The sequence below is a fragment of the Hymenobacter cellulosilyticus genome, from assembly GCF_022919215.1.
In the GTDB taxonomy this organism is placed as follows: domain Bacteria; phylum Bacteroidota; class Bacteroidia; order Cytophagales; family Hymenobacteraceae; genus Hymenobacter; species Hymenobacter cellulosilyticus.
This window is the reverse complement of record NZ_CP095046.1, coordinates 5,233,640-5,255,232: the sequence shown is the minus strand read 5'-3', so window position 1 is coordinate 5,255,232 and position 21,593 is coordinate 5,233,640. Positions and strand designations below refer to the sequence as shown.

Below are 21,593 nucleotides of genomic sequence, written 5' to 3'. Positions count from 1 at the left end.
GGCGGCTCCCACGGGAGCCGCCTTTCTTGTTGGTATCGTGCCTGGGCACCCAGCCGACGCACGCGGACCGGCTACCTGAAAAGCTTGTTAAAGGCGTCGCGCCAGGACCAGGGTAGTTTGGTAACCGCAGAAGATTTGGTGCCTGAGGCCTGAGCAGAGCCCGAATCGGCTAGTGTGGCTGCCTTCGCAACGAGTTTTGGTTGTGGCTTGAACTTGGTGGGCACGGGCAAGTGTGGTAAGGCCTGTTCGAAGCCAGCCTGCTGAAATGCTTCCCGCACTTGCGCCTCGAAATCGGACAGGTGAGTTGGCAGGTTTGTCTCGTTGGTTAGAAACTCTGCTTGCTCGCGAAAGTAGAAGATAATATTACGCCCCCGGGGCTGTATTCCATGCCGCCAAGCATCCCAGGACGCGGAAACACCGTCGGGAAACAGCGGTGCCAGCTTGCCCGCTACTAGGTGGCGTAGGCGGTGGACATTGGTCTCATCGGTCTGGCACTCGTCGACTAGGGCCTGCAGAGCTTGCTGACGGGTCGTGTAGGTGAAGTCGGGGTGGCGCAGCAGGTGAATCAGGTCGAAAAGGTCCTTGAACCGGGGGCGCACCAGCGTTTGGTGAATTTTCCAGGAAATCTGCAGCGCCAGCGGGGCCGTGTGTGGCACCAAGAACGGCTCCCCGTGCAAAGGACGGTAGAGCAGGGGCACGCTAGGTACGCTCAGGGGCAGGTTGAAGGAAATATCGAGCGGAATTTCATCGAGCTTTTCCTCGCCGTCGAGCCAATAAGCTAGGTCGGTATTGACGGTCGGGAAGTCGTCATCCATGGCGTAGTCAATCGTGCGCCAAAACGCGTTTTCCCGGAAGCTGCGGAACCTCACCCCGTCGTGGGCGGCTTGCTCGGTAACCTGCACTACCCAGTCGTTGAACACCTCCCGGGCACTACTGACTTCAGCCAGCGGCTCCATATACAGCCAGTCCAGGTCGCCGGGGATACGGTCGGCAGGGTTGGCAAAGTACTGCCGCGTCACGTAGCTGCCCTTGAGCATGAAGGGTAGATTGAGCTGGGCGGCCCGGCGAATAAAGGCTTCGTAGACCAGGAATTCGCGCTGTTGTACGGTTAAAATATCCATACTCGACTAGGATTAGTTTGGCAGCCAGCCCTGGTCGAGCCCGCTGTTGCTGTCGTAGAGGCAATATTCGGCCTGCTGCTTTTGAATGGGCCACTCGGGCTGCAAGGCGTGCTGCAGCTGCGCCAGCCGCTGCCGAAACACCGTGGCCGGGCCAAATTCCCGCAGCGTAACAAAGCGCGTCGCGGCGGCATCTTTCAGGGCATTGCGCGACAGGTGCGCGCCGTGCTGGGTACAGACGGCCAGCAACGAGGACACCTGCTCATACGGTACCCGGCCGTGCCATTCGTAGTAGGGCCGAAACGCTGCGCCGGCCGCCGGAGTAGCTAAGTAGGGGTAGTCAGCCGGCACCTCAATCTTGACCCGCTGCACCGGTAACTGGCGAAACCCTAGTAGCTCGGCATCGGCGGTAGCGGCGGCCAGGGCGGCGGGCAAATCGGGAAGGAGCAGCACCTTACTGAGCATGGGCTGCTGCTGGTGCTGCCCCCGGGCTAGCTCAATCAGCAGGGGCTTGGCTTGCAGCGCTTCGCAGGCTCGCACGAAAGCACGTACCTGGTCCGCGGATAAGCTGCCCGTCGTAAGGTGAATTTCGAACGGAAACAGGGCAACTGACATACTTTGAAGCAACTTACTTTGGTCAAGCCTTGGTTGAGCAACTGGAATTCAATGGGGCGCTTCGCCTGGCACAAGCTCTGACGCTGCGGAGTATGTCAGCAGGTTTGATACAGCCAGATATACTTGCTGCCATTCCAATAAATCATGCCGATTGGGCCCTCTTCATTGCCCATTTCGATGGTCGGGTAGCGGAGTTTTACGGTGCGCTCGGCTAGAGTGTCCGTTTTATCCAGTAGTATCTCAAACGTACTCGGCTTGGTGTATAGGCTCCAGGAAAAGAAACCGGTAAAGCTACCCTGCAGCAGTTCTGGCCCCTTGCCTCCACCCAGTAGATGGTGCTGGGGAAGGCCCTGATGTAAAATCAGAATTCCCCGGCTTTGGGTTTGCTTGCGGGTGACCAAGATGGCCACGTCCTGTTTTCCGTCACCGTTGAAATCGGCTTGTAAGAAACCGGGCTGGAGGTAAGAAGTGCGCGCGTAGGTTTTCTCCAGCCCAGACTGTTGCCAGCGGGTTTGGGCCCAGCCGGGTAGTGCAGCGGCTGCAGAAGCAAAAAGGTTGGTTGCTACAAGGAACGCAAGCATAAGAGGGCCGGTGTGTGACTGAAAGGTTTTCTCGTTAGCCGTAATCCTGCTTAGTACAGAACCCGAAACTTAATGGTGTGCTCTACCTCGCGCAGGGCCTGAATCACCTCCTGGTCGTACTCCTGGTTGATGTCGGTAATCACGTAGCCGATCTGCTCGTTGGTTTTCAGGTACTGTCCCAGGATGTTGACGTGGTGGGCGGCCAGCACGTTGTTGATGCGGGCCAGCACGCCGGGCACGTTAGCGTGAATGTGAATCAGGCGGTGAGCCTGCTGGGTCGGCAGCTGAATGTTGGGGAAGTTGACGCTCTGCTGGGTATTGCCAGTGTTGATGTACTGCATAATCCGCTCGGGCACAAACTCGGCAATGTTGCGCTGGGCCTCGGCCGTGCTGCCGCCGATATGGGGCGTGAGCAGCACGTTGGGCAGGCCCCGCAGCTCGCTTTCAAAGCCTTCGTCGTTGGTCTTGGGCTCGTAGGGAAACACGTCGACAGCCGCGCCGCCGAGGTGGCCGCTGCGCAGGGCCGCGGCCAGGGCCGGCACATCCACCACGTGGCCGCGGGCGTTGTTGAGCAGGATGGCGCCGGGCTTCATCAACGCCAGCTCGGCGGCGCCAATCAGGTTGGTATTGTCCTTGCGGCCGTCCACGTGCAGGGTCACGATGTCGGCTTGCTGCAGGAGCTCCTGCAGGGTGCGGCAGCGCACGGCGTTGCCCAGCTGCAGCTTTTCGGCTACGTCGTAGTAGAGCACCTGCATGCCCACGGCCTCGGCTACTACTGACAGCTGAGAGCCGATGTTGCCGTAGCCCACGATGCCCAGCTTTTTGCCCCGGATTTCAAACGAGCCCTTGGCCGACTTATCCCACTCGCCCTGGTGCATCTTAGGGTTTTTCTCCGGAATGCGGCGGGCCAGCACGATGATTTCGCCCAGGGCCAGCTCGACTACCGAGCGGGTGTTGGAGAAGGGCGCGTTGAAGACAGCCACGCCGCGCTTCATGGCCTCGGTGAGGTCAATCTGGTTGGTGCCGATGCAGAAGGCGCCGATGGCAATCAGGCGGTTGGCCCGTTCCAGCACCCGCGCCGTTACCTGGGTTTTGCTCCGGATACCCAGAATGCTTACGCCCTCGATGCGCTCCAGCAGCTCCTCTTCGTCGAGGCCGCCGGGCACGGAATCAACCTGGTAGCCTTCGGCGCGAAACAGCTCGGCGGCGCGCACGTCGGGGTTTTCGAGCAGCAATACCTTAATGCGGTTTTTGGGGTAGCTCAGGGTCATGGGTAGCTTGTTCTGATAGAGAAACTCGTCGAAAGAAGGCAGCACTTCGTCGGCGCGGGCCACTACGGCTTCGCGGCTGACGTTTTCGGTAAAGGCATAGAAGCGGTTGGCCAGGCCGGCCTCCCGGATCTGGTAGTCGGTGTAGCCGTCGCCGAGCACGTACACGTCGCCTTCGAGGTCGAGCTGCTGGAGCTGCAGAATCTTGCCCCCGTCGCGGCTCAGCACGTTGTCGGGGTCGAAGCCGCTGATGCGGCCCGTCTCGTCGAAGGTAAAGGTGTTGGCCAGCACGTGGTCGGCCTGAATGCCAAAGTCGGCCACCACAGGCTCGATAAACTCCCGGAAGCCGCTGCTCACGATATAAACCCGGCCCGGAAACCGCTCGAAGAAGCTGCGGTTGCGCACGATGCTTTCCGAAACCTTGCCCTTGAGCTGCGCCACCAGCAGGGGCAGATGTTCGCGCCGGGCCGGCAGCAAGGCCAGCCGCTGCTTCAAGGACTCCGAGAAGCTGAGGTTGCCGCTCATGCCCTGGTCGGTGAGGGCCCGGATTTCGCCGACTACTTTCTCCCGGTCGGGGTGGCCCTGCAGGGCAATGTCGGCCAGCTCGTCCAGGCCTTCGACCTGGGTAAAGGTGCTGTCGAAGTCGATGATGAGGTAGGGCAGCGTGGCGGTTGGTTTGGGCATAGCGGCGGTAATATCGGGCACAAAACCCATTCGGCCCGGGAAAATTCTTGGGGGAAGTTTACAACCTTTGCCCAGGTTGCCTGCTCATTCTTAAAATGTCCTTACCTGTAGTAGTCGTTATGAAGAAGTTCACGCTATTTTTCCTTGGTGCCCTAGCCGCCCATTTCAGCTACGGGCAGCGCACCGAATTCTCGATTCACCTGAACTCGGGCGCGGCGGCTTACCGTGGAGCGGCGGCCAGCAGCAACTCCACCATTATTATGCCCACCCTGGGAGCCGGAACGGGACCTTACACCACCAACGCCTACGGCCGCCGCCCGGCCTTTTCCTACGGGCTGGCCGGGCAGTGGCAGCGCCTAACCGGCGGGCAGAACCTGCTGGGCGTGCAGGCCGGCTACGACGTGCTGCGCAGCCGGGTGCAAATCACTTCGGTTCTCGACCGAAACAGCAACGTTATTCAAACTGATGGCCACACCACGCTAACCAATAATTTCATCAATGTGCATCCCTTTTTTGGTCACCGCTTTGAGCTGGGTAGCGTTGCGCTGGATCTGACGGCCGGGCCGGAAGCGGGCTATCTGCTACACAGCGAGGAGCGGGGCGAGGCCGTGAGCGGCAAGGGGGTGAGCTACACCACCAAGCGGGGCCATGCCCACCCCGATGTCGACGTGCGCGGCCGCCTCAACCTGACGGCCTACTACAAGGAAGTTGGTTTGTCGCTGGGCTACTCGTATGGGCTGACCAACTATGGCGGTGACGTAGCGGGTGAAGCCAATGAGGTGTATTCCCAGGCGTTTCGGGCGGGGCTGTCGTTTCGGTTGACCAAGTAGAGGCGGCCGCCTGAGTATACCTGTTGAAAGCAGCGCAACGTTTGATGCCCGTACCCATCTACTTTTCCTTTTGACCTTATCGTCGTTGAAACGCTTTCTAAAGGGCCTTGCTATTGTGGGCAGCCTAGTACTGGGCTTCGTACTATTTGTGGTAAATACCAGCGTCGTCCTGGACTTTTTCTTCTGGCGCGACGTAGCTGGTAAGGTCACTGCGGCCCGGATACGGCGGGTGCAACCGGGCATGAGCATGCGGCAAGTGGTGCACATTCTGGGGCGGCCTTACACTATGCTTTCCGAGGAAGGCAGTGAAACCTATAACCTGAGCATGCGCAGCACTAACAAGCAAGGCGCCAACGAAACCGACACGCTAGATATAGAAGCCTGGATGCGCCAGGCCACAGCTGATTCGGCAGTGCATAGCAGTAGTGTGGGTAGCACCCCTGCCCACGACCGGAGTACGACGTTTACCTACACCCGCCCGGTAGCGTGGGCGGGGCGCTACCCCATGCTGTGGGTGCATTTCGACTCTTCGGCCCATGTTTCGAGCGTATACGCCAAAGTTTACCGGCCTTATTCCGTGCTCGACGATGAGGTTATCTACTCCTTGAGTCCGCCATCCGAATGGAATAGTAATCTAGATCACCTGGAATCTACGTTCGACTAAGCAACGCCGCGCTACTGCTCGTAAAATTCCACCGGCAACCCGTCGGGGTCCTGAATGAAGGTGAAGCGCCGGCCGGTAAACTCGTCGGTCCGGATGGGCTCAGAACTTACCTGGTGCTGGTCGAGCCAGGCCACGGTGGCTTCCAAATCGGAAACAGCGAAGGCCAGGTGGCGCAGGCCGGTGGCTTCGGGCCGGCTGAGGCGGCGGGGCGGCTCGGGAAAGGAAAACAGCTCGATGACGTAGTGCCCGTTGAGCGCCAGGTCCAGCTTGTAGGACTGCCGCTCGGCCCGGTACACTTCCCGGATAATGCTGAGGCCCAGCACCTCAGTGTAAAAGCGCTTCGACACGGCGTAGTCGGCGCAGATAATGGCAATGTGGTGCACGTGCAGCAGTGGAATCATGCTCAAAGGTACGGGCACCGGCCAGGAAGGGCCACGGCTGTTTAGAGTTCCCACGAATGAATGCCAACCGGCCTTAAGCTATTCGCTTGGCTTCGCAGGCCGGAGTCCACTGGTCGTCCTGGCACACGGGACAGCGTGCTACGCCCTGCTTGGGCAGCTCCCGCACCTTGCCGCAGGTGGCGCAGGCGTGAGGCCCGGCCTGCGGGGCGTGCTGGTGCAGCTGGGTAAGGCGCTCGGGCCAGATGGGCAGGCCGGGCTGTACATCCTCATCCGTGTAAAAGTAGGCGCTGACCTCCCCGGTAGCCTCGATGTAGGCCCGGCGCACCTGGCCCAGGTGCTCTACCTGCAACTTGCGCAGCTCCCCGAACAGCTCTTTCTGAGTCAGATTCTGCTGCCGGAACTCCTCGATACAAAGGCTGCCGTCCTCGATGAGCAACACGGGTTTGCCTTCCAGCCAGTTGCTGAAGCGCGGATACTTTTCGGTAGCCTTGTTAAAGAGCAGATACAGCACCGGCACCACCACGAACACCACCGCCGCGTGCAGCAGGGGCGTGTCGTCGTAGAGCATGGCGTCGCCGGCGGCTGAGCCCAGAGCCAGGATGATGCTGAGCTCGAAGATGGACAGCTGCCGCACCCCGCGCCGGCCCGTGACGCGCAAGGCCCCGATAACCATAAGGTAGGTAAGCACACAGCGCACTACTACTTCCAGCAGAAACAGGGGCGGAGCATCATCCGAGAACAGGATTCGGTTCCAATCGAAGGGTTGGATAGCGGCGGCTATAAGCATAGAGTAACAGAATAGTTGAGCTTCCTAACGCAAGCCCGCCGCGTATAGTTGAGTTGTTTTGATTAGAAAGCCTTAACAATCAATTAAAAAACAATTAAAAGTGTGGCTATGATGTAAGCCCGGCTATATCATAATGCCGGCTGGGGAGTATACCTATGCAGGCAGTTTTCCGGCCCGGCCCCACGCTATGACCCGCAAAAACAAACCCTTCGAATTTGTTCTCGAATCCGTAACCCAGCACGGCGTGGCCGACGGGGTGGAAGAATTAACTCTGCATACCAACGCGGGCGAGATGCCTGCCCGGCTTCATCCGGCCGGAGAAGGCGCGCCCGCCGTGGTGTGGGTGGGCGGCGCCGGCGGTGGCCTCGATGGCCCGGCCTGGGGCCTGTACCCGCGCCTGGCTGCCCAACTCACCGCCCACGGCATTGCCTCGCTGCGGGTGCACTACCGCCGGCCTAACTACCTGGAAGAGTGCGTGGCCGACACCATGCTGGCTGTGCAGTACCTCGCGCTCCAGCACCACTACCGCCGCATTGCCTTGGTGGGCCATTCCTTCGGCGGGGCTGTGGTAATAGCGGCCGGGGCCCTGAGTGAAGCGGTAACGGCCGTGGTAGCCATGAGCAGCCAGACCTACGGCACCAACCTGGCCCCGCAGGTGAGCCCGCGGCCGTTGCTGCTGCTACATGGTACGGCCGACGAAATCTTGCCCGCTACCTGCTCCGAAATGATTTACGCCCGGGCCCGGGAGCCCAAGGAGCTGAAACTGTACCCCAACTGTCGCCACGGCCTAGACGAGTGCCGGGAGCAGGTAGACCACGATGTGGTGGCCTGGCTCCGGCAGCAGCTGCAAGGCCCCGAAAAGGGGTAAGAGCCAAACAGCACAACGCCCGGCCGCAACTGGTGCGGCCGGGCGTTGGCAACTATCCGGGACGGGGCGTGCTGCCTAGTCTTTGGGCTTGATTTTGTCCTTGCGACGCTTGTCTTTCACTTTCACGTCATTGGGCACCGTCTGTACCGGCGGGGCCTGCGTTACGGTCGCGGGAGCCTGGTCCACAGTAGTTGTGGTCGACTCCACGGTGGTCGTGGCGGGCGTGGTGGGTGAGGCAGGCGTCGCGGGGGTGGCCGGGGTAGCCGGCGTCACGGTCGTTTGCTTGGTCGTGGTAGTCGTAGTCGACTGCGCCTGGGCAGAGTATGCACCCGTGGCGAGCAAGGCGGCGAAAACAAATAGCTTCTTCATGGGAGCAAAAAGTTTCGTGGAACCATAAACCGGTTGTGGTTGAAAGCCGGTCTTGAGTTGCCTCTAACGTAGCTCGACGGGGAAGGTTGGAGATGGATAATTTTTTAATATACATATTACTATGTAAGAGCCGCTTAGTACTGTAAAAAAACCAAGGACTGATCTGCAACAAGGACAGTTCTAGTTGAGGTCAGGGAGGGTCGGCTAGGAACAGTGGGCACAGACGGCGAGCAGTATCTTCCGGAGAAAAGGCACGTAGAGCAAAAACGGCGGAATAGTTGACCTGACTCGGGACAAAACGAGTTGCGGCCGGTTTATCAGCCATACTCCTGACTTTAGCATCTCATGCGCACCATCAAGAAAATTCACCGCGCCGCGTACTCGCCCATTGCCGACCTGAAAACCTACTCGCCGCTGCCCTCGCGCACCCTCGACCAGGTCGACCCGTTTCTGTTTCTGAACCACCACGGCCCCCAGACCTACAAGCCCCGCAACAACGGCCTGCCCTTTGGGCCCCACCCGCACCGCGGCATGGAAACGGTCACCTTCATCCTGGAGGGCGACATTATGCACAAGGACAGCGGGGGCCACGAAAGCGTGATTACCGCCGGCGGGGTGCAGTGGATGACGGCCGGCCGCGGCCTGATTCACGCCGAGGTGTCGTCCCAGGAGTTCAAGCAAACCGGCGGCCCCCTGGAAATTCTGCAGCTCTGGCTTAACCTGCCGGCCCGCCTCAAAATGACCGAGCCGCGCTACATCGGCCTGCAGAAGGAAGATATTCCCAGCCTTTCGCTGGACGAGGGGAAAGTAACGGTCAACCTGATTGCCGGGGAGTGGGAGGGGCATAAGCCCGCCTTCGAAACGCTGTCGGAAGTGCAGCTGAACACGATTTTCTTCCAGCCCGGCGGGGAAATAACCGTGAACGTGCCAGCCGCTCACAACATCTTTTTCTACATCATTCGCGGCCAGCTCACCGTCAACGGCCAAACCGTGGACGCCCTGAACCTGGTGGAATTCAACAACGACGGCGACGCGCTGCGCATCCAGGCCGGCCCGGCCGAAAGCGTGCTGCTCTTCGGCCACGCCCAGCCTTTCGACGAGCCGGTGGTAGCCCAGGGGCCTTTCGTGATGAACACCGAGGAGGAGATTCACCAGGCCTACGACGACTACCGCCGCGGCAAATTCGGCCAGTGGCAGCACTAGGAACTGAAGCCGGAACCTTGTGTCATTACGAGGACGCAGGACGAAGCAATCCGTCCTCTGAAATGTGCCGAGTTTTCTAAACTGAAAAGCCCTTTCTCGTTGTTAAGGGAAGGGGCTTTCTGGTAAAAGGGCAGGTAGTACTGCGTAGAGGACGGATTGCCGCGCTTCGCTCGCAATGACACGTTGGGAGACTAGGTTATTGTTTCTGCCGCTCATACACCACGTAGCCGTGGGGTGGCAGAGGGAGCTTGGTGTCCGCTGACAGGCGCTGAAGCTTACCGCTGAACAGCTCCCGGTAGTTGCCTTCTAGGTTCTGGTTCTGGGGCAAAGCCCACTGCCGGGGCTTGGCGGCCACGTTAACTGCCACCAGCACCGTTGCCTCGTTTTTGCGGCGGCTGAAAGCATACACGTCGGTAGAATCCGGGGTGGGCAGGGCCGTAAACTGGCTGCACGCGTCGCCGTTGAGCAGGGCCGGGTGGTGCTTTTTAAGAGTCAGCAGCTTAGTGTAGAAATTTTCCAGCGGGTAATTGCCCCAATTGATGGTGTCTTTGTCGAAGAAGGCTAGGCGCTTTTTGAGGCCGGCTTCCTGCCCGGTATATACCATGGGCATGCCGGGCAGCAGGGCCGCCAGCACGGCCATAGGCTGCACATTGGGACCCAGGCGCTCATACTCGCTCCCGTCCCAGCTGTTGATGTCGTGGCTGCTGGTAAAGTTCATCAGGTACACGCTCGGCGGGTACATACGCCGCTCCCGGGCCCGGTACACGTTGATATCGTAGGCGGGGCGCTGATGACGGGCCACGCTGTCGAGCACGTCGTGCAGGCGCAGGCCGTAGGTCATGTCAAAGGCTTTTTCCAGCAAGTGGGTGTTGGGGTCAAACTCGCCGGGCTTCAGGAAAGTCGGGGGAAATAGCTCGTCCCACTCGGCCAGCATAAACACGGGCTTTAGCTTCTCCAGCTCGGCCCGGGTTTGCTCCCAGAAGGGCGTGGGCACCAGGCCGGCCACGTCGCAGCGGAACCCGTCGAAACCGCCTTCCCGGACCCAATAAGCCATGCTTTCCCGCATGTAGCGCTGCAGCTCGGGCTTGCTATAGTCGAGGTCAATAACGTCCTGCCAGTCGGCTACCGGCGGGCGAAACTGGCCGCTGGCGGTTTTGGTAAACCAGTCGGGGTGCTGCTGGGCCAGCTTACTGTCCCAACTGGTATGGTTGGCCACCCAGTCCAGAATGACGTGCATGCCCAGCTTGTGGGCTTCGGCTACCAGGTGCTGCACGTCCTGCATGGTGCCCAGCTCGGGGTTCACGGCCCGGTAGTCGCGGATGGAGTAGGGGCTGCCCAGCTGGCCTTTGCGGTTCTGCTGGCCAATGGGCTGAATCGGCATCAGCCACAGAATGCCCACGCCCATTTTCTGCAGGTGGGGCAGCTCGGCCTCAAACGCCTTGATAGTGCCCTGGGGGTATACTGCCGGATGTTGACCTCGTAAATGCTGGCGTTGCGGGCCCATTCGGGATGCTGCACGGTGAACTTGGCCGGAATGTCGGCGCACTTCGTGGTGGTTTCGGCAGAGGGAGAGGAACAGGCCGCAGCCAGCAGCAGGCCGGCACCGAGCAGGGTGGAAAGAGGACGGTAAAGCATGCGGGCAAGTAACCTTTTTCGTTGGCAACGCCCTAGCCACACCCGAAAAAAGCCGGTAGCTGCGGCAATGCTGCGTTTACTCCTGATACGACGAGTTCGCCGGGGTACGGTGAGTAGCGTTAGGATTATAGCGCACGCCGCCAAACAGATACAGCATAATGGCCCGCGAATACCGAAACACCAGTGGCATAAGGGCCAGGCTGGCCACGGCCACCGTCAGCACATAGACCCACACGGCCGGGTCGCCGAGCACGTAGTAGCACAGCACTCCGCTGAGCGTGAAAATGGCCACTGAAAAGGCGTAGCTTACGTACATGGCGCCCCAGTAAAAGCCCGGCTCAGGCTCAAAGGCCTGCCCGCACACGGGGCAGTGCTCGTGCATGCGGGCAAAGTTGGAGCTCAGGGCCGGGTTGGTAAACAGTGGCCCCTCGTGGCAGCGCGGGCAGCGCAGCGCCAGGCAGGCCAAAGCGGATGATTCAATGCGGGGCATGGCAAACGGGCGTAAAGACGAAAGGAAGCTTGCCGTTTTCCTACGCACAGAACCCCGGTGTGGCTGCCTGAAGCTCCAGATTAAGCCCCGTTGCCAACAAAAAAGTCCCGGCCGGCTACCCGACCAGGACTAACAAGATGCAGAGGAATTACGGAAGTAATTCAAGCCCCTACGAGAGCCTGCCCGGGAGGCGCCTAAGGCTGGTTTCTACCGGGCGGCACTCTTACCAGCTTACGCACTAGCCTCGCCCAGCTGCTGCAGGTCGTCGGCGCTGAGTTGCAGCTCGGTTGACTTAAGCAGCTCCGTGACTTGCTCGGGGCTGGTGGCGGAGGCAATGGGCGCCGTCAGGCCGGGTTGGGCCATAATCCAGGCCAGGGCCACCTGGGCGGGCGTGGCCTGCAGGCGGGCCGCTACCGCGTCGAGGGCACCCAGAATGCGCAGGCCTTTGTCGTTGAGGTATTTCTGGCCTACGCCACCGCCCCGGGCGCTTTTCTGCAGGTCGGCCTCCGAACGGTACTTGCCAGTGAGGAAGCCCGCAGCCAGGCCGTAGTAGGGAATCACGCCCACGTTGTGCTCCTGCACCAGCGGCAGCAGGTTTTGCTCGAAGTCGGCGCGGTCGTAGAGGTTGTAGAGAGGCTGCAGGGTTTCGTAGCGCGGAAAGCCGTGCTGCTCACTGGCGGCCATGGATTCGCGCAGGCGCTCAGCCGTAAAATTGGAAGCGCCGATAACCCGCACCTTGCCTTGCTGCACCAGCTGGGCATAGGCTTCCAGCGTCTCGTCTACGGGCACCGTGGGGTCGTCCTTGTGCGACTGATATAGGTCGATATAATCGGTTTGCAGGCGCTTGAGCGAGCCTTCCACGGCCCGCAAGATGTAGTCTTTGGCCAAGCCTTTGTTCTCGGCGTTTACTTCCCAGCCTACTTTGGTAGCAATAACCACGTCGTCGCGGCGGCCGCGCTGCCGAAGCCACTGCCCGATAATAGTTTCCGACTCGCCGCCCACGTGCCCGGGCACCCACACCGAGTAGCCGTCGGCCGTGTCAATGGCGTTGCCGCCGCCCGCCACGAAGGCGTCCAAGATGCGGAAGGAAGTAGACTGGTCGGCCGTCCAGCCGAAAACGTTGCCGCCCAAAACCAGCGGGGTAATATGCAGGTCGGACCGACCCAAGGTGCGTGTAGAAGCCATAGAAGTACTGAGTAGTCAGGAAATGAAATCCGCCAGGGCCGGCGGCAGCGTAGTACTACTGGTTACGGAGCAAATTGTTTTGCCCGGCGGCGAATGGTGCGCGGTAAGTGCCTTAGCACCCGAAGTCCAGCCGAAAGCAGCGGGGCCAACGACTACTTCCGCCCCTGCTTGCCGTACACATTGGTAGTCCTGTCACACTTAAGTCCGCTTTCCCATGAGCAAACATGGTTTTCTCGTCCTCGCCCTGCTGCTAAGCTTGGGCGCCGCCCCGGTGGTGGCCCAGTCAAAGAAGTCGGCTCCCAGTCGCGCTACCCCGGCTAAAACCTACTACCTGGTGTTGCTCAAAAACGTGGCCCAGCGCCAGGCCGATGTGGAGATGCAGTCCACCATCCGGGCCGGGCACGCGGCGCATCTGCAGCAACTCACCAAACAGGGCCGCCTTACGCTGGCCGGGCGCTGCCCCGGGCCCGACAGCGCCCTGGGCGGCATGTACATCCTGCGGGCGGCCAGCCTGGAAGAGGCTCAGCGCCTCACCCAGGCCGACCCTGCCGTGCAGGCCGGCAGCCTGAGCATGGAAATTTATCCGTGGGAAAATCAGGATCTGGGCCGGCCTTAGGGAGCGGTAGCAGGGTCGGAGCTCCGCACTAACTTTTGGGCCTGGGCTGGGAATTCTCATATTTGGGCACAAAGCTTGCCAGGGCGCTTCCTCTGCCCGCGGGGCTCTACCCTTATACCAGCCTGTTGCCTGATGCGTTTTCTGGCCCTATTCCTTGTGCTGCTCAGCAGCTTTAGTGCCCGCGGGCAAGCACTTACGGAGCGCGACTTCAAAAAGTACTTCGACAGCTACGGTCTGCGCGGCTCGTTTTTGCTCTACGACCAGAAAGCTAACCGCTACACGGCCTACGACGTGGCCCGCTGCAACCAGGGCTACCTGCCCGGGGCTACGTTCAACATTCCCAACACCCTGATTGGCCTCGAATCCGGCGTGCTGTCCGATACCAGCCACGTCTTTCCCTGGGACCAGGTGAAGCGCGACCAGGCCGCCTGGAACCGGGACCTGCGGCTGGGGGCGGCCCTGCGCCACGACTGCCAGCCTTGCATGCAGCAGATTGCCCAGGAAGTGGGTGTGCCCCGCTACCAGCAGGCCCTGCTCCGGCTCAAGTTTGGGCAGATGGTGGTGACGCCCGAAGTGCTGCAAACCTTCTGGACGGCCGGTATTTCGCGCATTTCCCAGTTTCAGATGGTAACGTTTCTGCGTCACCTCTACGCCGAAAAGCTCCCGCCCGCGCCCCACAACCAAGCCCTGACCAAGCAGCTGTTTTTGCTGAAATCTACGCCGCAGTTCAAGCTCTACGGTACCAGCGCCTGGACCCAACGGGCCAAGCTCACCAATGGCTGGTTTGTGGGCTGGCTCGAGCAAGCCGGCAACGTGTACGTGTTTGCCCTGAACGCCGAGCCCAAGGACGGCAAGCCCGCCGACGAAAAGTTTATGGCCGGCCGACAGGCCATTGCCGAGCAGATTTTGCAGGAAATGGCTTTGCTCACCAACTAAAAGCGCCACCCAACCGCCCGGGCCCTACGGCACTCCGGCTGTGACCCGGCCTCTACGCCATGAAGTGGAACGTGCGAGAATGGCTGCAGCGCTACGGCCCGGCCGAAATCCTCTCAGTGCTGGCTACGCTGGGCGCGGCCGGCGTGGCGTATCGGCTGAGTGGAAGCTACGTCAGCACGGCGCTGGCGGGCACCTGGGCCGGCAACGTGGCTTACTTCGGCTACATTCTGGCCCTGGATATCTGGCACACGCGCCGGCAGCTGCGTGCTGCCGGACAGTTATACACGGGCCGGACGCTGCTGCGCAATCTGCGGGCTCTGGTCGTGGAATTCGGTCTGGCCGAGGTGTTCGATAGTTTTCTGGTACGCCCGGCGCTGATGTACTATTTGCCCCGCGCCGTGGGTAGCCTGGCAGGCGGCATTCTGCTGGCTAAGCTCCTGGCCGACGTCACCTTCTACGTACCGGCCATTATCAGCTACGAGCTCAGCAAGAAGCGCCTGCGCCGGTTTGAGAAATAAGCACCTGCGTCTTGGGAAGGTAATGGGGTTTAACGAGCAATAAGCAATTATTCGCGCAGCAGCACCAGGCGCTGGTGCTGTTCCTGCATTTCGGCCGTGTACACGCCATTCGGCACGGGCTGGCCCTGGTCGTTGGTGCCGTCCCAAACCACAGAATGTACTCCGGCTGCTTGCTGTTGGGCCTCGAATGTGCGCACCACCTGGCCCGCGGCAGTACGGATGCGCAGCGGGTAGCTGCCGGGCGCGTGCAGGGTGTAGCGCAGCTCGGTGCGGCCGCCGAAGCTACGGTTGCTGGGGGCTTCCAGGGTCAGCACCTCGGGGGCCGGACTGCTTAGCCGCTCGTTCAGCCTCAGCCCCTGAATCGTAACCCGCACGGGCTTTTCGTCCAGCAGAAAATGCACCAGCACGGTTTGTTCGGCTGGGTTGTACTGCCAGTCGGTGGCTGGCACGGTCTGCCCGTCGATGAGCACGGCCGTGGGCGCGGCCATTACGCGCGGTATTTCCAGGTTGACGGTGCGCCACACCGGGCTGCCGGCGTAGCCATAGCCGCTGCTGCGCACCTGCACCACAGCCTGTGCCCGGCCCAGCAGTCCGGCGAAGGAAATGGACTCGTAGTTGCCGAGCTGCTTGACCTGTGCCGATTTGCCGTCGTCATCATACAGGGTGAAGCTCGATTCGGGCACTGTGGAGTCCGCGTAGTAGCGCACGTTCAGGGTATCGGTGCGGTAGTGGGCGGTGCTGGCTACGTAGGGTGCCCGGGGCAAGAAGGCGCCGGCCCGTACCAGCAGCGGCACTTGGGCTAGCGGGGCTGGTATGCCCACCGTTTGGCTGCCGCTGTAGGTGTGGTGAGTGTAGAAATCAATCCAGCGGCCGGGGGTAACACCACATTGCGGCGCCGTTGCCCGGGCTGCAGCACCGGCGCCACCAGCAGCTCGGAGCCCAGCAGGAACTGGTCGTTGACGTTGGCCAGGGACGCGGTGTTGTTGGCTCTGACCTCCTGGCGCTGCCGGGCCGTGAGGCGGGCCAGGCCCCAGCTGCTGGAGGCCTTCAGGTTCCAGCTCCAGTCGCCGCCTTCTTCCGTAAAGCCAGCCGCCTGTTCTTCCGGCGTCAGGGGCTGGGGAGTGGCCGACCGTACGTTGGTAGGCACCGGCAGCGTGACCCGGCTGGTAGGGCCATAGTTCATGGGGCGGGCCAGGGGCGTACCGGTTTCCGAGTTTTCCCAGGCCAGGGTGTAGAGGTAAGGCAGCAGTTCGTAGCGCAAATGGGCGTAGCGGCGCACGATGCTACGGTAGGGCTCGGGGTACCAGTACGGTTCGGGGGCCACCACGCCGTGGGGCCGCATAATGGGGCCGAAGCTGGCCATTTGCAGCCAGCGCGTGTACAGTTCCGAGTCGGTGTTGGAACCGGCAAAGCCGCCCGCGTCGGAGTGCATGTAGCCCACGCCGCCCATTCCCATGCTAAGCATAATAGGCACCTGCGCCTGCAACCCCGACCACGACCGACTCACGTCGCCCGACCACGGGAATACCGAGTTGCGCTGCATGCCCGCCCAGCCCGAGCGGGCCAGGTTAAACAGGCGCTCCTGCGGGTAGTGCTGGATGTAGCCATCCTGCAAAATGCTGGCCCAGGCCTGACCATACGCATTGTGAATCTTACGAGTAGGGCCCGGGTTGTAGAACATGTCGGCGGGCTGGTTTTCCGGCTCTCCTAAGTCGCTCCACCAGCCGCCCACGCCGTCTTGCTTGAGCCGGTCGTACTGCTGCCAGAGCCACTGCCGGGCCGCGGGCCGAAACATATCCAGCAGCGTAGCCGGCCCTGCCCAAAACGATTGGACGGTATAGGGCTTTCCCGCCGCGTCGCGCCCTACCAAGTCTTGGCTGCGCACCAGGGAGTCGTTGAGGGAGGTGCGCATCACGTAGGGCTCCGAAATCAGGATGGTTTTGACGCCGCTGGAGTCCAGGCGGCTCAGCAGGCGCTTGGGGTTGGGAAACTGCTGGGGCTGCCAGCGGAAGTCACCCTGCCGGGTGGTGCCCCCAAACCAATAGAGGTCCAGCACCAGGGCATCGAGCGGGAAGTCCGCCTGGCGCATGCGGCGGGCCGTCTGGAGCATTTCCTGCTCGGTTTTGTAGCCGAAGCGGCTTTGAATCAGGCCCAGGCCCCAGCGCGGCGGCAGGGGCTGCCGGCCGGTCAGCCAGGTGTAGCGGTCCAGAACAGCGGCGTAGGAGTCGCCGGCAATGATAAAATACGCCAGGCTGCCCAGGTTTTCGGCGCGGTATTCCAGCGTGTTTTTTTCGGTGGCACCCAGGTCGAGCTTCCCGGGGGCGTGGTTGTCAAAAAATAACATGTAGCCCCGGCTGCTAACCACCGTGGGCAAAGTCACATTCAGCGTTGGCTCCCCGTTCTGATAGCCGTAGTGGGCCTCGTTGTAGAGTGTAAGCTTCTGGCCACGCCGGTCCAGCGGCAAAGCCCGAGAGCCGGTGCCGTAGAGGTGCTCGTCGGGCGTGAGCCGGAAGGAGATGCCCACGCCGCCTGAGATGCCATTCTGGGGAAGCTGCTGAAAAGCCCCGGCGGCATCGGCTACCAGAACTTCGGCGTCGCGGCGGTAGCTGATGCGGAGCGGGATCTTTTGAATGACCACCTCCCCGGGACAGGCCATTTTGACTCGAATATCGGTGGGCGACACGAGCACCCTGCTGCAAAAATCCTTACCGTAGCGGGCCAGCAATTCCGGGCTTGGCGGTCCGTCGCAGCCTGGGCTGCAGCTTAGGTTGAGCCGAGAGGATGGGGGCTGAACTACGCTTACCGAGGGAATTTCCTGTACGGACTGACCCTTGGGAAAGTATTCTACCCGCACAATGCTTTCGTTCCAGGGCCGGATGCGCAGTGTGCCGCCGTTCGTACTTTTAATAGTGAGTATTCCATTTCGATACGAGTGGCTCTGATAATTGCCAAGGCCCTGCCTTGGGCCCGCACTTTCCTGGCGCGCAAACGGGTCCTGGCTGGGCGGCCCGCCACTTTCGCGCTGCGCTACGCCGGGCAAAGAAGAAAGGAAAAGGCCCAGCAGGACCCCGGCGCGGCGAAAAGACGAGTGCATAGCAGCAGAACGAATGAGGACGCCAAGATACGGCCTTAGGCAAAGCCTGCCCAAAGCCGGGAGCAACGACGTGCGCGCCCGGCCCGTACAGAAAAGCTCAACCCCAATTCCTACGACCATGGCCCTTTCCTCCGACAACCTCAACGACCACCTCTATTCCACCAACCTCACGTTGAGCGACCTGTTCAACAACCACACCTTCGCCCACGACCCCAGCGGCCTGATTCCGATTCTGGACAGCTGGGGCCCGCAGCTGCAAAACTCCAACAGCGCCGTGCTGCAAGCCGCCGCCGGGGAACTGGGCCAGCTGAAAGCCTCCCTGCAAAACGGCGACCGGGCCGGGGCTGCCGCGCTGATGCAGCGCCTGGGCGAACAGGCTTCCCGCTCGGCCAGCAACACCCACGACTGGGCCGGACCCACCTGCACAACGGCATCGGCGACCAGCTGCGCCACCTGGGCCAGTTGCTGATTATGGCCGCCGGCAACCTTAAATCCCTGGTTGCCTAGCCGCTCTTTCCTCACGCTTTCCACCAAAACCCTACCTCATGGCCACGCCAACCGATAACCCCGAAAACCACCTCAACGCCGCCATCAACGTGCTCAACGGCAACATCCAGCAAGCCAGCACTGAGGGCCTGAGCAATATTCAAGACTGGATTCGTACGCTCAGCCAGAGCGGCGAGGCCGTGCACTCGGAAATTCTGCAGGAGCTGCGCAGCCTGCAAAGCCATATCACCAACAACGACGTCGACAGCATCGGCAGCTCCCTGTTCACGTTGGGTGAGCAGGTCACCGGTGCCGCCGACTCCCAGACCGAGTCTATTGCCACCCGCCTCAACCTGCTGGGGCAAGCCCTAGCCAACGCCGCCCGCCAGCTCAAGCCCGCCGACCAGGCCTAGGTCTGAAGTATTTTTCTTAGCCTGTCATCCTGCGTGACAAGGTTCAATAAACGTATAAAGCCCTTTATCGGTGGTCCGATAAAGGGCTTTTCGCTTTAGAAGACTCAGCACATTTCAGAGGACGGATTGCTTCGTTCCTCGCAATGACACGGGTAGGTTGGACGTCAAAGTCACCGTATCACCTAATACCCCAGGGCCGTATCGTCGCCGCGGGGGTCGGCGCCGCCTTCGAGGCGGCCGTCGGGCAGGATGCGGATAGCATCTACGCGGCCCCAGGCATTGCGGGGGTGCAGGGTGTAGCCGCGGCGCTGCAGGGAATCGGCGGTGGCGGGCGTGAGGGCCTCGGCTTCCACATCGATGTAGTCGGGTAGCCACTGATGGTGCAGGCGGGGCACGCTCACGGCCTGCTGCATGCTCATGTCGTAGTCGACGACGTGCAGAATGGTCTGCAGCACGCTGGTAATAATGGTGCTGCCGCCGGGCGTGCCCACCACCATCTGCAGCTTGCCGCCCCGGGTCAGAATGGCCGGCGTCATCGAGGACAGCATCCGCTTGCCGGGGGCAATGGCGTTGGCGCTGCCGCCCACCAGGCCGTAGGCATTCGGCACCCCGGCTTTCGAGGAGAAGTCGTCCATTTCGTTGTTCAGCAGAAAACCCGCCCCGGCCACCACCACCTTGCTGCCGTAGGCCCGTTGAGCGTGGTGGTGCAGCTTACCGCGTTGCCCTGGCTGTCCACGATGCTGTAGTGGGTGGTCTGGTCACTCTCGTAGGCCGGCAGGCCCGGGCCGGCCGTTACCTCCTTGCTAGGCGTGGCGCGGTGGGGCAGGGTGGTAGCCATGCGCTGCTTATTGTAGTTCTTATCGAGCAGCTGGGCTACGGGCACCCGGCCAAAGTCCGGGTCGCCGAGGTAGGTGGCCCGGTCGGCGTACACGCGGCGCTGGGCCTCGGTAATCAGGTGCACGCCCGTGGGCGAGTGCCAGCCGGCTTTCTTCAGGTCGAAGGGCTCCAACATCTGCAGCATTTGCAGCAAAGCCACTCCGCCGCTGCTGGGCGGTGGAAACGTGCTGACTTCGTAGCCCCGGTACTGCCCGTGCAACACGGTGCGCCACTTGGGCTGGTAGCTCTTGAGGTCCTGCTTGGTAATAATGCCCTTGCCCCGCTCCATTTCAGCCGTGAGCAAATCGGCGGTGCGGCCTTCGTAGAAACCAGCCCGGCCCTGGTCCCGGATGCGGGCCAGCGTCTGTGCCAGCTCCATGTAGCGGATTGTGTCGCCGGGCTGCCAAGTGCCATTGTCGGCGGCCAGGTAGGCCAGGGTTTTCTTGGGTTGTACTTCAGGAAAATAGCCCGGTTGGCATTCAGACCCGACGCTTCCTTGGCAGTCAGGGCTAGGCCGTGGGCGGCTAAATCCACGGCCGGCTGGACCACTTCGGCCCAGCTAAGCTTGCCCAGCTTCTTGTGCAGAGCCTCCATGCCCGCCACGGTGCCGGGCACGCCCACGGCTAGGTGGCCCGCCGTGCTCAGGTCAGGCACCACGTTGCCCTGGGCATCGAGGTACATGTCGCGGGAGGCGGCGGCCGGGGCGGTTTCCCGGAAGTCTAGGGCGCCTTCCTGCCCGTTATTGCCCCGGTAGAGCAAGAACCCGCCGCCGCCAATGTTGCCCGCTACGGGCAGGGCCACGGCCAGGGCAAACTGCACGGCCACGGCCGCATCGTAGGCATTGCCGCCCTTGCGCAGAATCTCCAGCCCGATGCGCGAAGCTTCCGGGTGGGCCGACACGACCATGGCCTTGGCCGCCGTTACGCCCATGGTTTGGGTCACCGGGGCGGCGGGTACCGTAGTAGCAGAAGGGGCAGAGGCCCGGGAGCAGGACAGCAGCGCCGCCAGGGCAAGCAGGGAAAGGCGAGAGTTCATGTGGTGAAGATAGAACTGTCGGCGGCAAAAAACGCGGCCCCACCCTTGCCCAGCCAGCAATACGTCGGTCTTCACCTTATGACTTCTCCCGCCGCTAAAAGCAGCTAGCTAGGTAGGCAGGCCCAGCAGGTAGAGCTTGTTGCCCCGACCCGTAATCCGGCCTTTTTCCCAGGTGTAGCCTTCGGTTTCGAGGCCGGCCAGCAGCTCGTCCATATCCTGCAGGGTGTAGGTGCGGGCGTTGGAAACGGCTCCATCCCAGGCAAAGCAGAGCGGAATAATTGGAATCAGGTAGGTGAAAACTAGCTGCCGCCAGGTGAGAGGCCGGGCAAAGAGTGTGAGGAAAAAGGCCATCAGGAAAATGAGCGGCAAAGAAACCCACCAAATGGCCGTGGGCAGACTGTTGTCGCTCATTTCGTAGATGCAGATGGGTTGCCGACTGTCGCGGGCGTTTTGCAGAATAGCCCGGGCCAGCGCCGGCTGCATGTGGTGAAAGCTGCCCGTCATGGTCCGCACGCCGGGTAAGTCGGCTCCTACGCGGCTGGCGTCTACGGGCGTAGTGCGGTAGGAGAGGCTGGGCGTGTTGGCTCTGTTTATTGCGGCGGCTACTTCAGTGTTGGGATATAAATCAGTCAACACCAGGGCCAGGTCCCGGTGGCCAGCTTGCCGCAGATTGGCCAACACCTCCAGCATAGGGCCGCCGCTACCCGAGCAGAGGTCCACAAGGGTTGGCTGGCGGCTATGAGCCAGCGCCCGGGCCACGAGTTTGGTTAGCTCCTCGGGCGAGCCAATGGCGCGGTGCATCACCACCATCAGCCGGGTGAGGCAGGTTCGCAGCCAGCCGGGAAACCAGGGAAAGTCCTCCAGCTCAAACAGGTGTATTCTCTTCATCTGATGCGGGCTCTGGCTTAATCAGGTGAATAT

The 21,593-nt window shown here is 61.5% G+C and carries 23 protein-coding genes and 2 pseudogenes; 9 read left to right on the top strand and 16 right to left on the bottom strand.

The genetic code is table 11. The annotated features are described in order from the left end of the window. Positions 1 to 71: 71 nt before the first annotated feature. From MUN79_RS25760 to serA, 4 genes are all read right to left on the bottom strand, one after another. On the bottom strand, positions 72 to 1,121 hold the full coding sequence (locus MUN79_RS25760; protein ID WP_244675360.1) for a nucleotidyl transferase AbiEii/AbiGii toxin family protein: 1,050 nt from the start codon (positions 1,119 to 1,121) through the stop codon (positions 72 to 74). 12 nt (positions 1,122 to 1,133) lie between these two features. Continuing rightward, positions 1,134 to 1,733 (bottom strand): hypothetical protein, encoded by a 600-nt coding sequence (locus MUN79_RS25755; protein WP_244675359.1) that lies wholly within the window; start codon positions 1,731 to 1,733, stop codon positions 1,134 to 1,136. A gap of 95 nt (positions 1,734 to 1,828) precedes the next feature. Continuing rightward, on the bottom strand, positions 1,829 to 2,314 hold the full coding sequence (locus tag MUN79_RS25750) for a hypothetical protein (RefSeq protein WP_244675358.1): 486 nt from the start codon (positions 2,312 to 2,314) through the stop codon (positions 1,829 to 1,831). A 50-nt stretch (positions 2,315 to 2,364) separates the two neighbouring features. Beyond that, positions 2,365 to 4,296 (bottom strand): phosphoglycerate dehydrogenase, encoded by a 1,932-nt coding sequence (gene serA / locus MUN79_RS25745; RefSeq protein WP_244675357.1) that lies wholly within the window; start codon positions 4,294 to 4,296, stop codon positions 2,365 to 2,367. 89 nt (positions 4,297 to 4,385) lie between these two features. Here serA and MUN79_RS25740 point away from each other — a divergent pair, with 89 nt between their 5' ends. Both MUN79_RS25740 and bamE read left to right on the top strand, forming a co-directional pair. Then, the gene (locus MUN79_RS25740; RefSeq protein ID WP_244675356.1) at positions 4,386 to 5,096 is read left to right on the top strand and encodes a hypothetical protein; all 711 of its coding nucleotides are present in this window, start codon (positions 4,386 to 4,388) and stop codon (positions 5,094 to 5,096) included. 85 nt (positions 5,097 to 5,181) lie between these two features. Beyond that, entirely contained in the window at positions 5,182 to 5,760 is a 579-nt protein-coding gene (gene bamE / locus MUN79_RS25735; protein WP_244675355.1) for an outer membrane protein assembly factor BamE domain-containing protein, read from the top strand. Positions 5,761 to 5,771: 11 nt separating this feature from the next. On the opposite strand, the gene gloA2 is transcribed toward bamE, so the two are convergent. Then, on the bottom strand, positions 5,772 to 6,161 hold the full coding sequence (gene gloA2 / locus MUN79_RS25730; protein ID WP_244675354.1) for an SMU1112c/YaeR family gloxylase I-like metalloprotein: 390 nt from the start codon (positions 6,159 to 6,161) through the stop codon (positions 5,772 to 5,774). Between the two features lie 73 nt (positions 6,162 to 6,234). Beyond that, a complete protein-coding gene (locus MUN79_RS25725) occupies positions 6,235 to 6,948 on the bottom strand; it encodes a DUF421 domain-containing protein (RefSeq protein ID WP_244675353.1) in 714 nt (237 codons plus the stop codon). A gap of 187 nt (positions 6,949 to 7,135) precedes the next feature. On the opposite strand from MUN79_RS25725, the gene MUN79_RS25720 reads away from it, so the two are divergent. Then, positions 7,136 to 7,816, top strand: a complete 681-nt coding sequence (locus MUN79_RS25720; RefSeq protein ID WP_244675352.1) for an alpha/beta hydrolase — start codon at positions 7,136 to 7,138, stop codon at positions 7,814 to 7,816. Between the two features lie 75 nt (positions 7,817 to 7,891). On the opposite strand, the gene MUN79_RS25715 is transcribed toward MUN79_RS25720, so the two are convergent. Then, complete coding sequence (locus MUN79_RS25715) at positions 7,892 to 8,185, bottom strand: hypothetical protein (protein ID WP_244675351.1); 294 nt, start codon at positions 8,183 to 8,185, stop codon at positions 7,892 to 7,894. Positions 8,186 to 8,530: 345 nt separating this feature from the next. Between MUN79_RS25715 and MUN79_RS25710 the strand changes: the two genes are divergently transcribed. Next, entirely contained in the window at positions 8,531 to 9,388 is an 858-nt protein-coding gene (locus tag MUN79_RS25710) for a pirin family protein (RefSeq protein ID WP_244675350.1), read from the top strand. Positions 9,389 to 9,584: 196 nt separating this feature from the next. Here the strand turns inward: MUN79_RS25710 and MUN79_RS25705 are convergent, their stop codons facing one another. The 4 genes from MUN79_RS25705 to MUN79_RS25690 all read right to left on the bottom strand — a co-directional run bounded on the left by MUN79_RS25705 (position 9,585) and on the right by MUN79_RS25690 (position 12,698). Further along, positions 9,585 to 10,793: an alpha-amylase family glycosyl hydrolase gene (locus MUN79_RS25705; protein WP_244675349.1), complete on the bottom strand. Its 1,209-nt coding sequence runs from the start codon at positions 10,791 to 10,793 to the stop codon at positions 9,585 to 9,587. Then, on the bottom strand, positions 10,769 to 11,023 hold the full coding sequence (locus MUN79_RS25700) for a hypothetical protein (protein WP_244675348.1): 255 nt from the start codon (positions 11,021 to 11,023) through the stop codon (positions 10,769 to 10,771). Before MUN79_RS25700 ends, MUN79_RS25705 begins: the two co-directional genes overlap by 25 nt. A gap of 76 nt (positions 11,024 to 11,099) precedes the next feature. Then, positions 11,100 to 11,513, bottom strand: coding sequence for a DUF983 domain-containing protein (locus MUN79_RS25695; RefSeq protein WP_244675347.1), 414 nt, complete (start codon positions 11,511 to 11,513; stop codon positions 11,100 to 11,102). 231 nt (positions 11,514 to 11,744) lie between these two features. Beyond that, a complete protein-coding gene (locus tag MUN79_RS25690; RefSeq protein WP_244675346.1) occupies positions 11,745 to 12,698 on the bottom strand; it encodes an aldo/keto reductase in 954 nt (317 codons plus the stop codon). A gap of 214 nt (positions 12,699 to 12,912) precedes the next feature. Between MUN79_RS25690 and MUN79_RS25685 the strand changes: the two genes are divergently transcribed. From MUN79_RS25685 to MUN79_RS25675, 3 genes are all read left to right on the top strand, one after another. Next, positions 12,913 to 13,314: a YciI family protein gene (locus MUN79_RS25685; protein ID WP_244675345.1), complete on the top strand. Its 402-nt coding sequence runs from the start codon at positions 12,913 to 12,915 to the stop codon at positions 13,312 to 13,314. Positions 13,315 to 13,446: 132 nt separating this feature from the next. Next, positions 13,447 to 14,250 (top strand): penicillin-binding transpeptidase domain-containing protein, encoded by an 804-nt coding sequence (locus MUN79_RS25680; protein WP_244675344.1) that lies wholly within the window; start codon positions 13,447 to 13,449, stop codon positions 14,248 to 14,250. A gap of 59 nt (positions 14,251 to 14,309) precedes the next feature. Next, entirely contained in the window at positions 14,310 to 14,768 is a 459-nt protein-coding gene (locus MUN79_RS25675) for a hypothetical protein (RefSeq protein WP_244675343.1), read from the top strand. A 47-nt stretch (positions 14,769 to 14,815) separates the two neighbouring features. Here MUN79_RS25675 and MUN79_RS25670 read toward each other — a convergent pair whose 3' ends face one another. Further along, entirely contained in the window at positions 14,816 to 15,562 is a 747-nt protein-coding gene (locus tag MUN79_RS25670) for a FlgD immunoglobulin-like domain containing protein (protein WP_244675342.1), read from the bottom strand. A 5-nt stretch (positions 15,563 to 15,567) separates the two neighbouring features. After that, positions 15,568 to 17,862 (bottom strand): TIM-barrel domain-containing protein, encoded by a 2,295-nt coding sequence (locus tag MUN79_RS25665; RefSeq protein WP_244675341.1) that lies wholly within the window; start codon positions 17,860 to 17,862, stop codon positions 15,568 to 15,570. Between the two features lie 118 nt (positions 17,863 to 17,980). Here MUN79_RS25665 and MUN79_RS25660 point away from each other — a divergent pair, with 118 nt between their 5' ends. Next, on the top strand, positions 17,981 to 18,331 hold the full coding sequence (locus MUN79_RS25660) for a hypothetical protein (RefSeq protein ID WP_244675340.1): 351 nt from the start codon (positions 17,981 to 17,983) through the stop codon (positions 18,329 to 18,331). 76 nt (positions 18,332 to 18,407) lie between these two features. After that, the gene (locus tag MUN79_RS25655) at positions 18,408 to 18,761 is read left to right on the top strand and encodes a hypothetical protein (RefSeq protein ID WP_244675339.1); all 354 of its coding nucleotides are present in this window, start codon (positions 18,408 to 18,410) and stop codon (positions 18,759 to 18,761) included. Between the two features lie 182 nt (positions 18,762 to 18,943). On the opposite strand, the pseudogene ggt reads toward MUN79_RS25655, so the two are convergent. From ggt to MUN79_RS25645, 3 genes and pseudogenes are all read right to left on the bottom strand, one after another. Continuing rightward, positions 18,944 to 20,025, bottom strand: a pseudogene (ggt, locus tag MUN79_RS25650) (gamma-glutamyltransferase). A gap of 128 nt (positions 20,026 to 20,153) precedes the next feature. Continuing rightward, positions 20,154 to 20,543 (bottom strand): annotated as a pseudogene (locus MUN79_RS31480) (gamma-glutamyltransferase); the annotation flags it as partial. Between the two features lie 237 nt (positions 20,544 to 20,780). Then, on the bottom strand, positions 20,781 to 21,560 hold the full coding sequence (locus MUN79_RS25645; protein ID WP_244675338.1) for a hypothetical protein: 780 nt from the start codon (positions 21,558 to 21,560) through the stop codon (positions 20,781 to 20,783). Between the last annotated feature and the right edge of the window lie 33 nt (positions 21,561 to 21,593).

What these genes read in the sequence shown, in the direction of transcription:
- MUN79_RS25760 (WP_244675360.1), bottom strand. Translation starts at nt 1,121, where the DNA reads ATGGATATTTTAACCGTACAACAGCGCGAATTCCTGGTCTACGAAGCC.
- MUN79_RS25755 (WP_244675359.1), bottom strand. Translation starts at nt 1,733, where the DNA reads ATGTCAGTTGCCCTGTTTCCGTTCGAAATTCACCTTACGACGGGCAGC.
- MUN79_RS25750 (WP_244675358.1), bottom strand. Translation starts at nt 2,314, where the DNA reads ATGCTTGCGTTCCTTGTAGCAACCAACCTTTTTGCTTCTGCAGCCGCT.
- serA (WP_244675357.1), bottom strand. Translation starts at nt 4,296, where the DNA reads ATGGGTTTTGTGCCCGATATTACCGCCGCTATGCCCAAACCAACCGCC.
- MUN79_RS25740 (WP_244675356.1), top strand. Translation starts at nt 4,386, where the DNA reads ATGAAGAAGTTCACGCTATTTTTCCTTGGTGCCCTAGCCGCCCATTTC.
- gloA2 (WP_244675354.1), bottom strand. Translation starts at nt 6,161, where the DNA reads ATGATTCCACTGCTGCACGTGCACCACATTGCCATTATCTGCGCCGAC.
- MUN79_RS25725 (WP_244675353.1), bottom strand. Translation starts at nt 6,948, where the DNA reads ATGCTTATAGCCGCCGCTATCCAACCCTTCGATTGGAACCGAATCCTG.
- MUN79_RS25720 (WP_244675352.1), top strand. Translation starts at nt 7,136, where the DNA reads ATGACCCGCAAAAACAAACCCTTCGAATTTGTTCTCGAATCCGTAACC.
- MUN79_RS25715 (WP_244675351.1), bottom strand. Translation starts at nt 8,185, where the DNA reads ATGAAGAAGCTATTTGTTTTCGCCGCCTTGCTCGCCACGGGTGCATAC.
- MUN79_RS25710 (WP_244675350.1), top strand. Translation starts at nt 8,531, where the DNA reads ATGCGCACCATCAAGAAAATTCACCGCGCCGCGTACTCGCCCATTGCC.
- MUN79_RS25705 (WP_244675349.1), bottom strand. Translation starts at nt 10,793, where the DNA reads ATGGGCGTGGGCATTCTGTGGCTGATGCCGATTCAGCCCATTGGCCAG.
- MUN79_RS25700 (WP_244675348.1), bottom strand. Translation starts at nt 11,023, where the DNA reads ATGCTTTACCGTCCTCTTTCCACCCTGCTCGGTGCCGGCCTGCTGCTG.
- MUN79_RS25695 (WP_244675347.1), bottom strand. Translation starts at nt 11,513, where the DNA reads ATGCCCCGCATTGAATCATCCGCTTTGGCCTGCCTGGCGCTGCGCTGC.
- MUN79_RS25690 (WP_244675346.1), bottom strand. Translation starts at nt 12,698, where the DNA reads ATGGCTTCTACACGCACCTTGGGTCGGTCCGACCTGCATATTACCCCG.
- MUN79_RS25685 (WP_244675345.1), top strand. Translation starts at nt 12,913, where the DNA reads ATGAGCAAACATGGTTTTCTCGTCCTCGCCCTGCTGCTAAGCTTGGGC.
- MUN79_RS25680 (WP_244675344.1), top strand. Translation starts at nt 13,447, where the DNA reads ATGCGTTTTCTGGCCCTATTCCTTGTGCTGCTCAGCAGCTTTAGTGCC.
- MUN79_RS25675 (WP_244675343.1), top strand. Translation starts at nt 14,310, where the DNA reads ATGAAGTGGAACGTGCGAGAATGGCTGCAGCGCTACGGCCCGGCCGAA.
- MUN79_RS25665 (WP_244675341.1), bottom strand. Translation starts at nt 17,862, where the DNA reads ATGCACTCGTCTTTTCGCCGCGCCGGGGTCCTGCTGGGCCTTTTCCTT.
- MUN79_RS25660 (WP_244675340.1), top strand. Translation starts at nt 17,981, where the DNA reads ATGGCCCTTTCCTCCGACAACCTCAACGACCACCTCTATTCCACCAAC.
- MUN79_RS25655 (WP_244675339.1), top strand. Translation starts at nt 18,408, where the DNA reads ATGGCCACGCCAACCGATAACCCCGAAAACCACCTCAACGCCGCCATC.
- MUN79_RS25645 (WP_244675338.1), bottom strand. Translation starts at nt 21,560, where the DNA reads ATGAAGAGAATACACCTGTTTGAGCTGGAGGACTTTCCCTGGTTTCCC.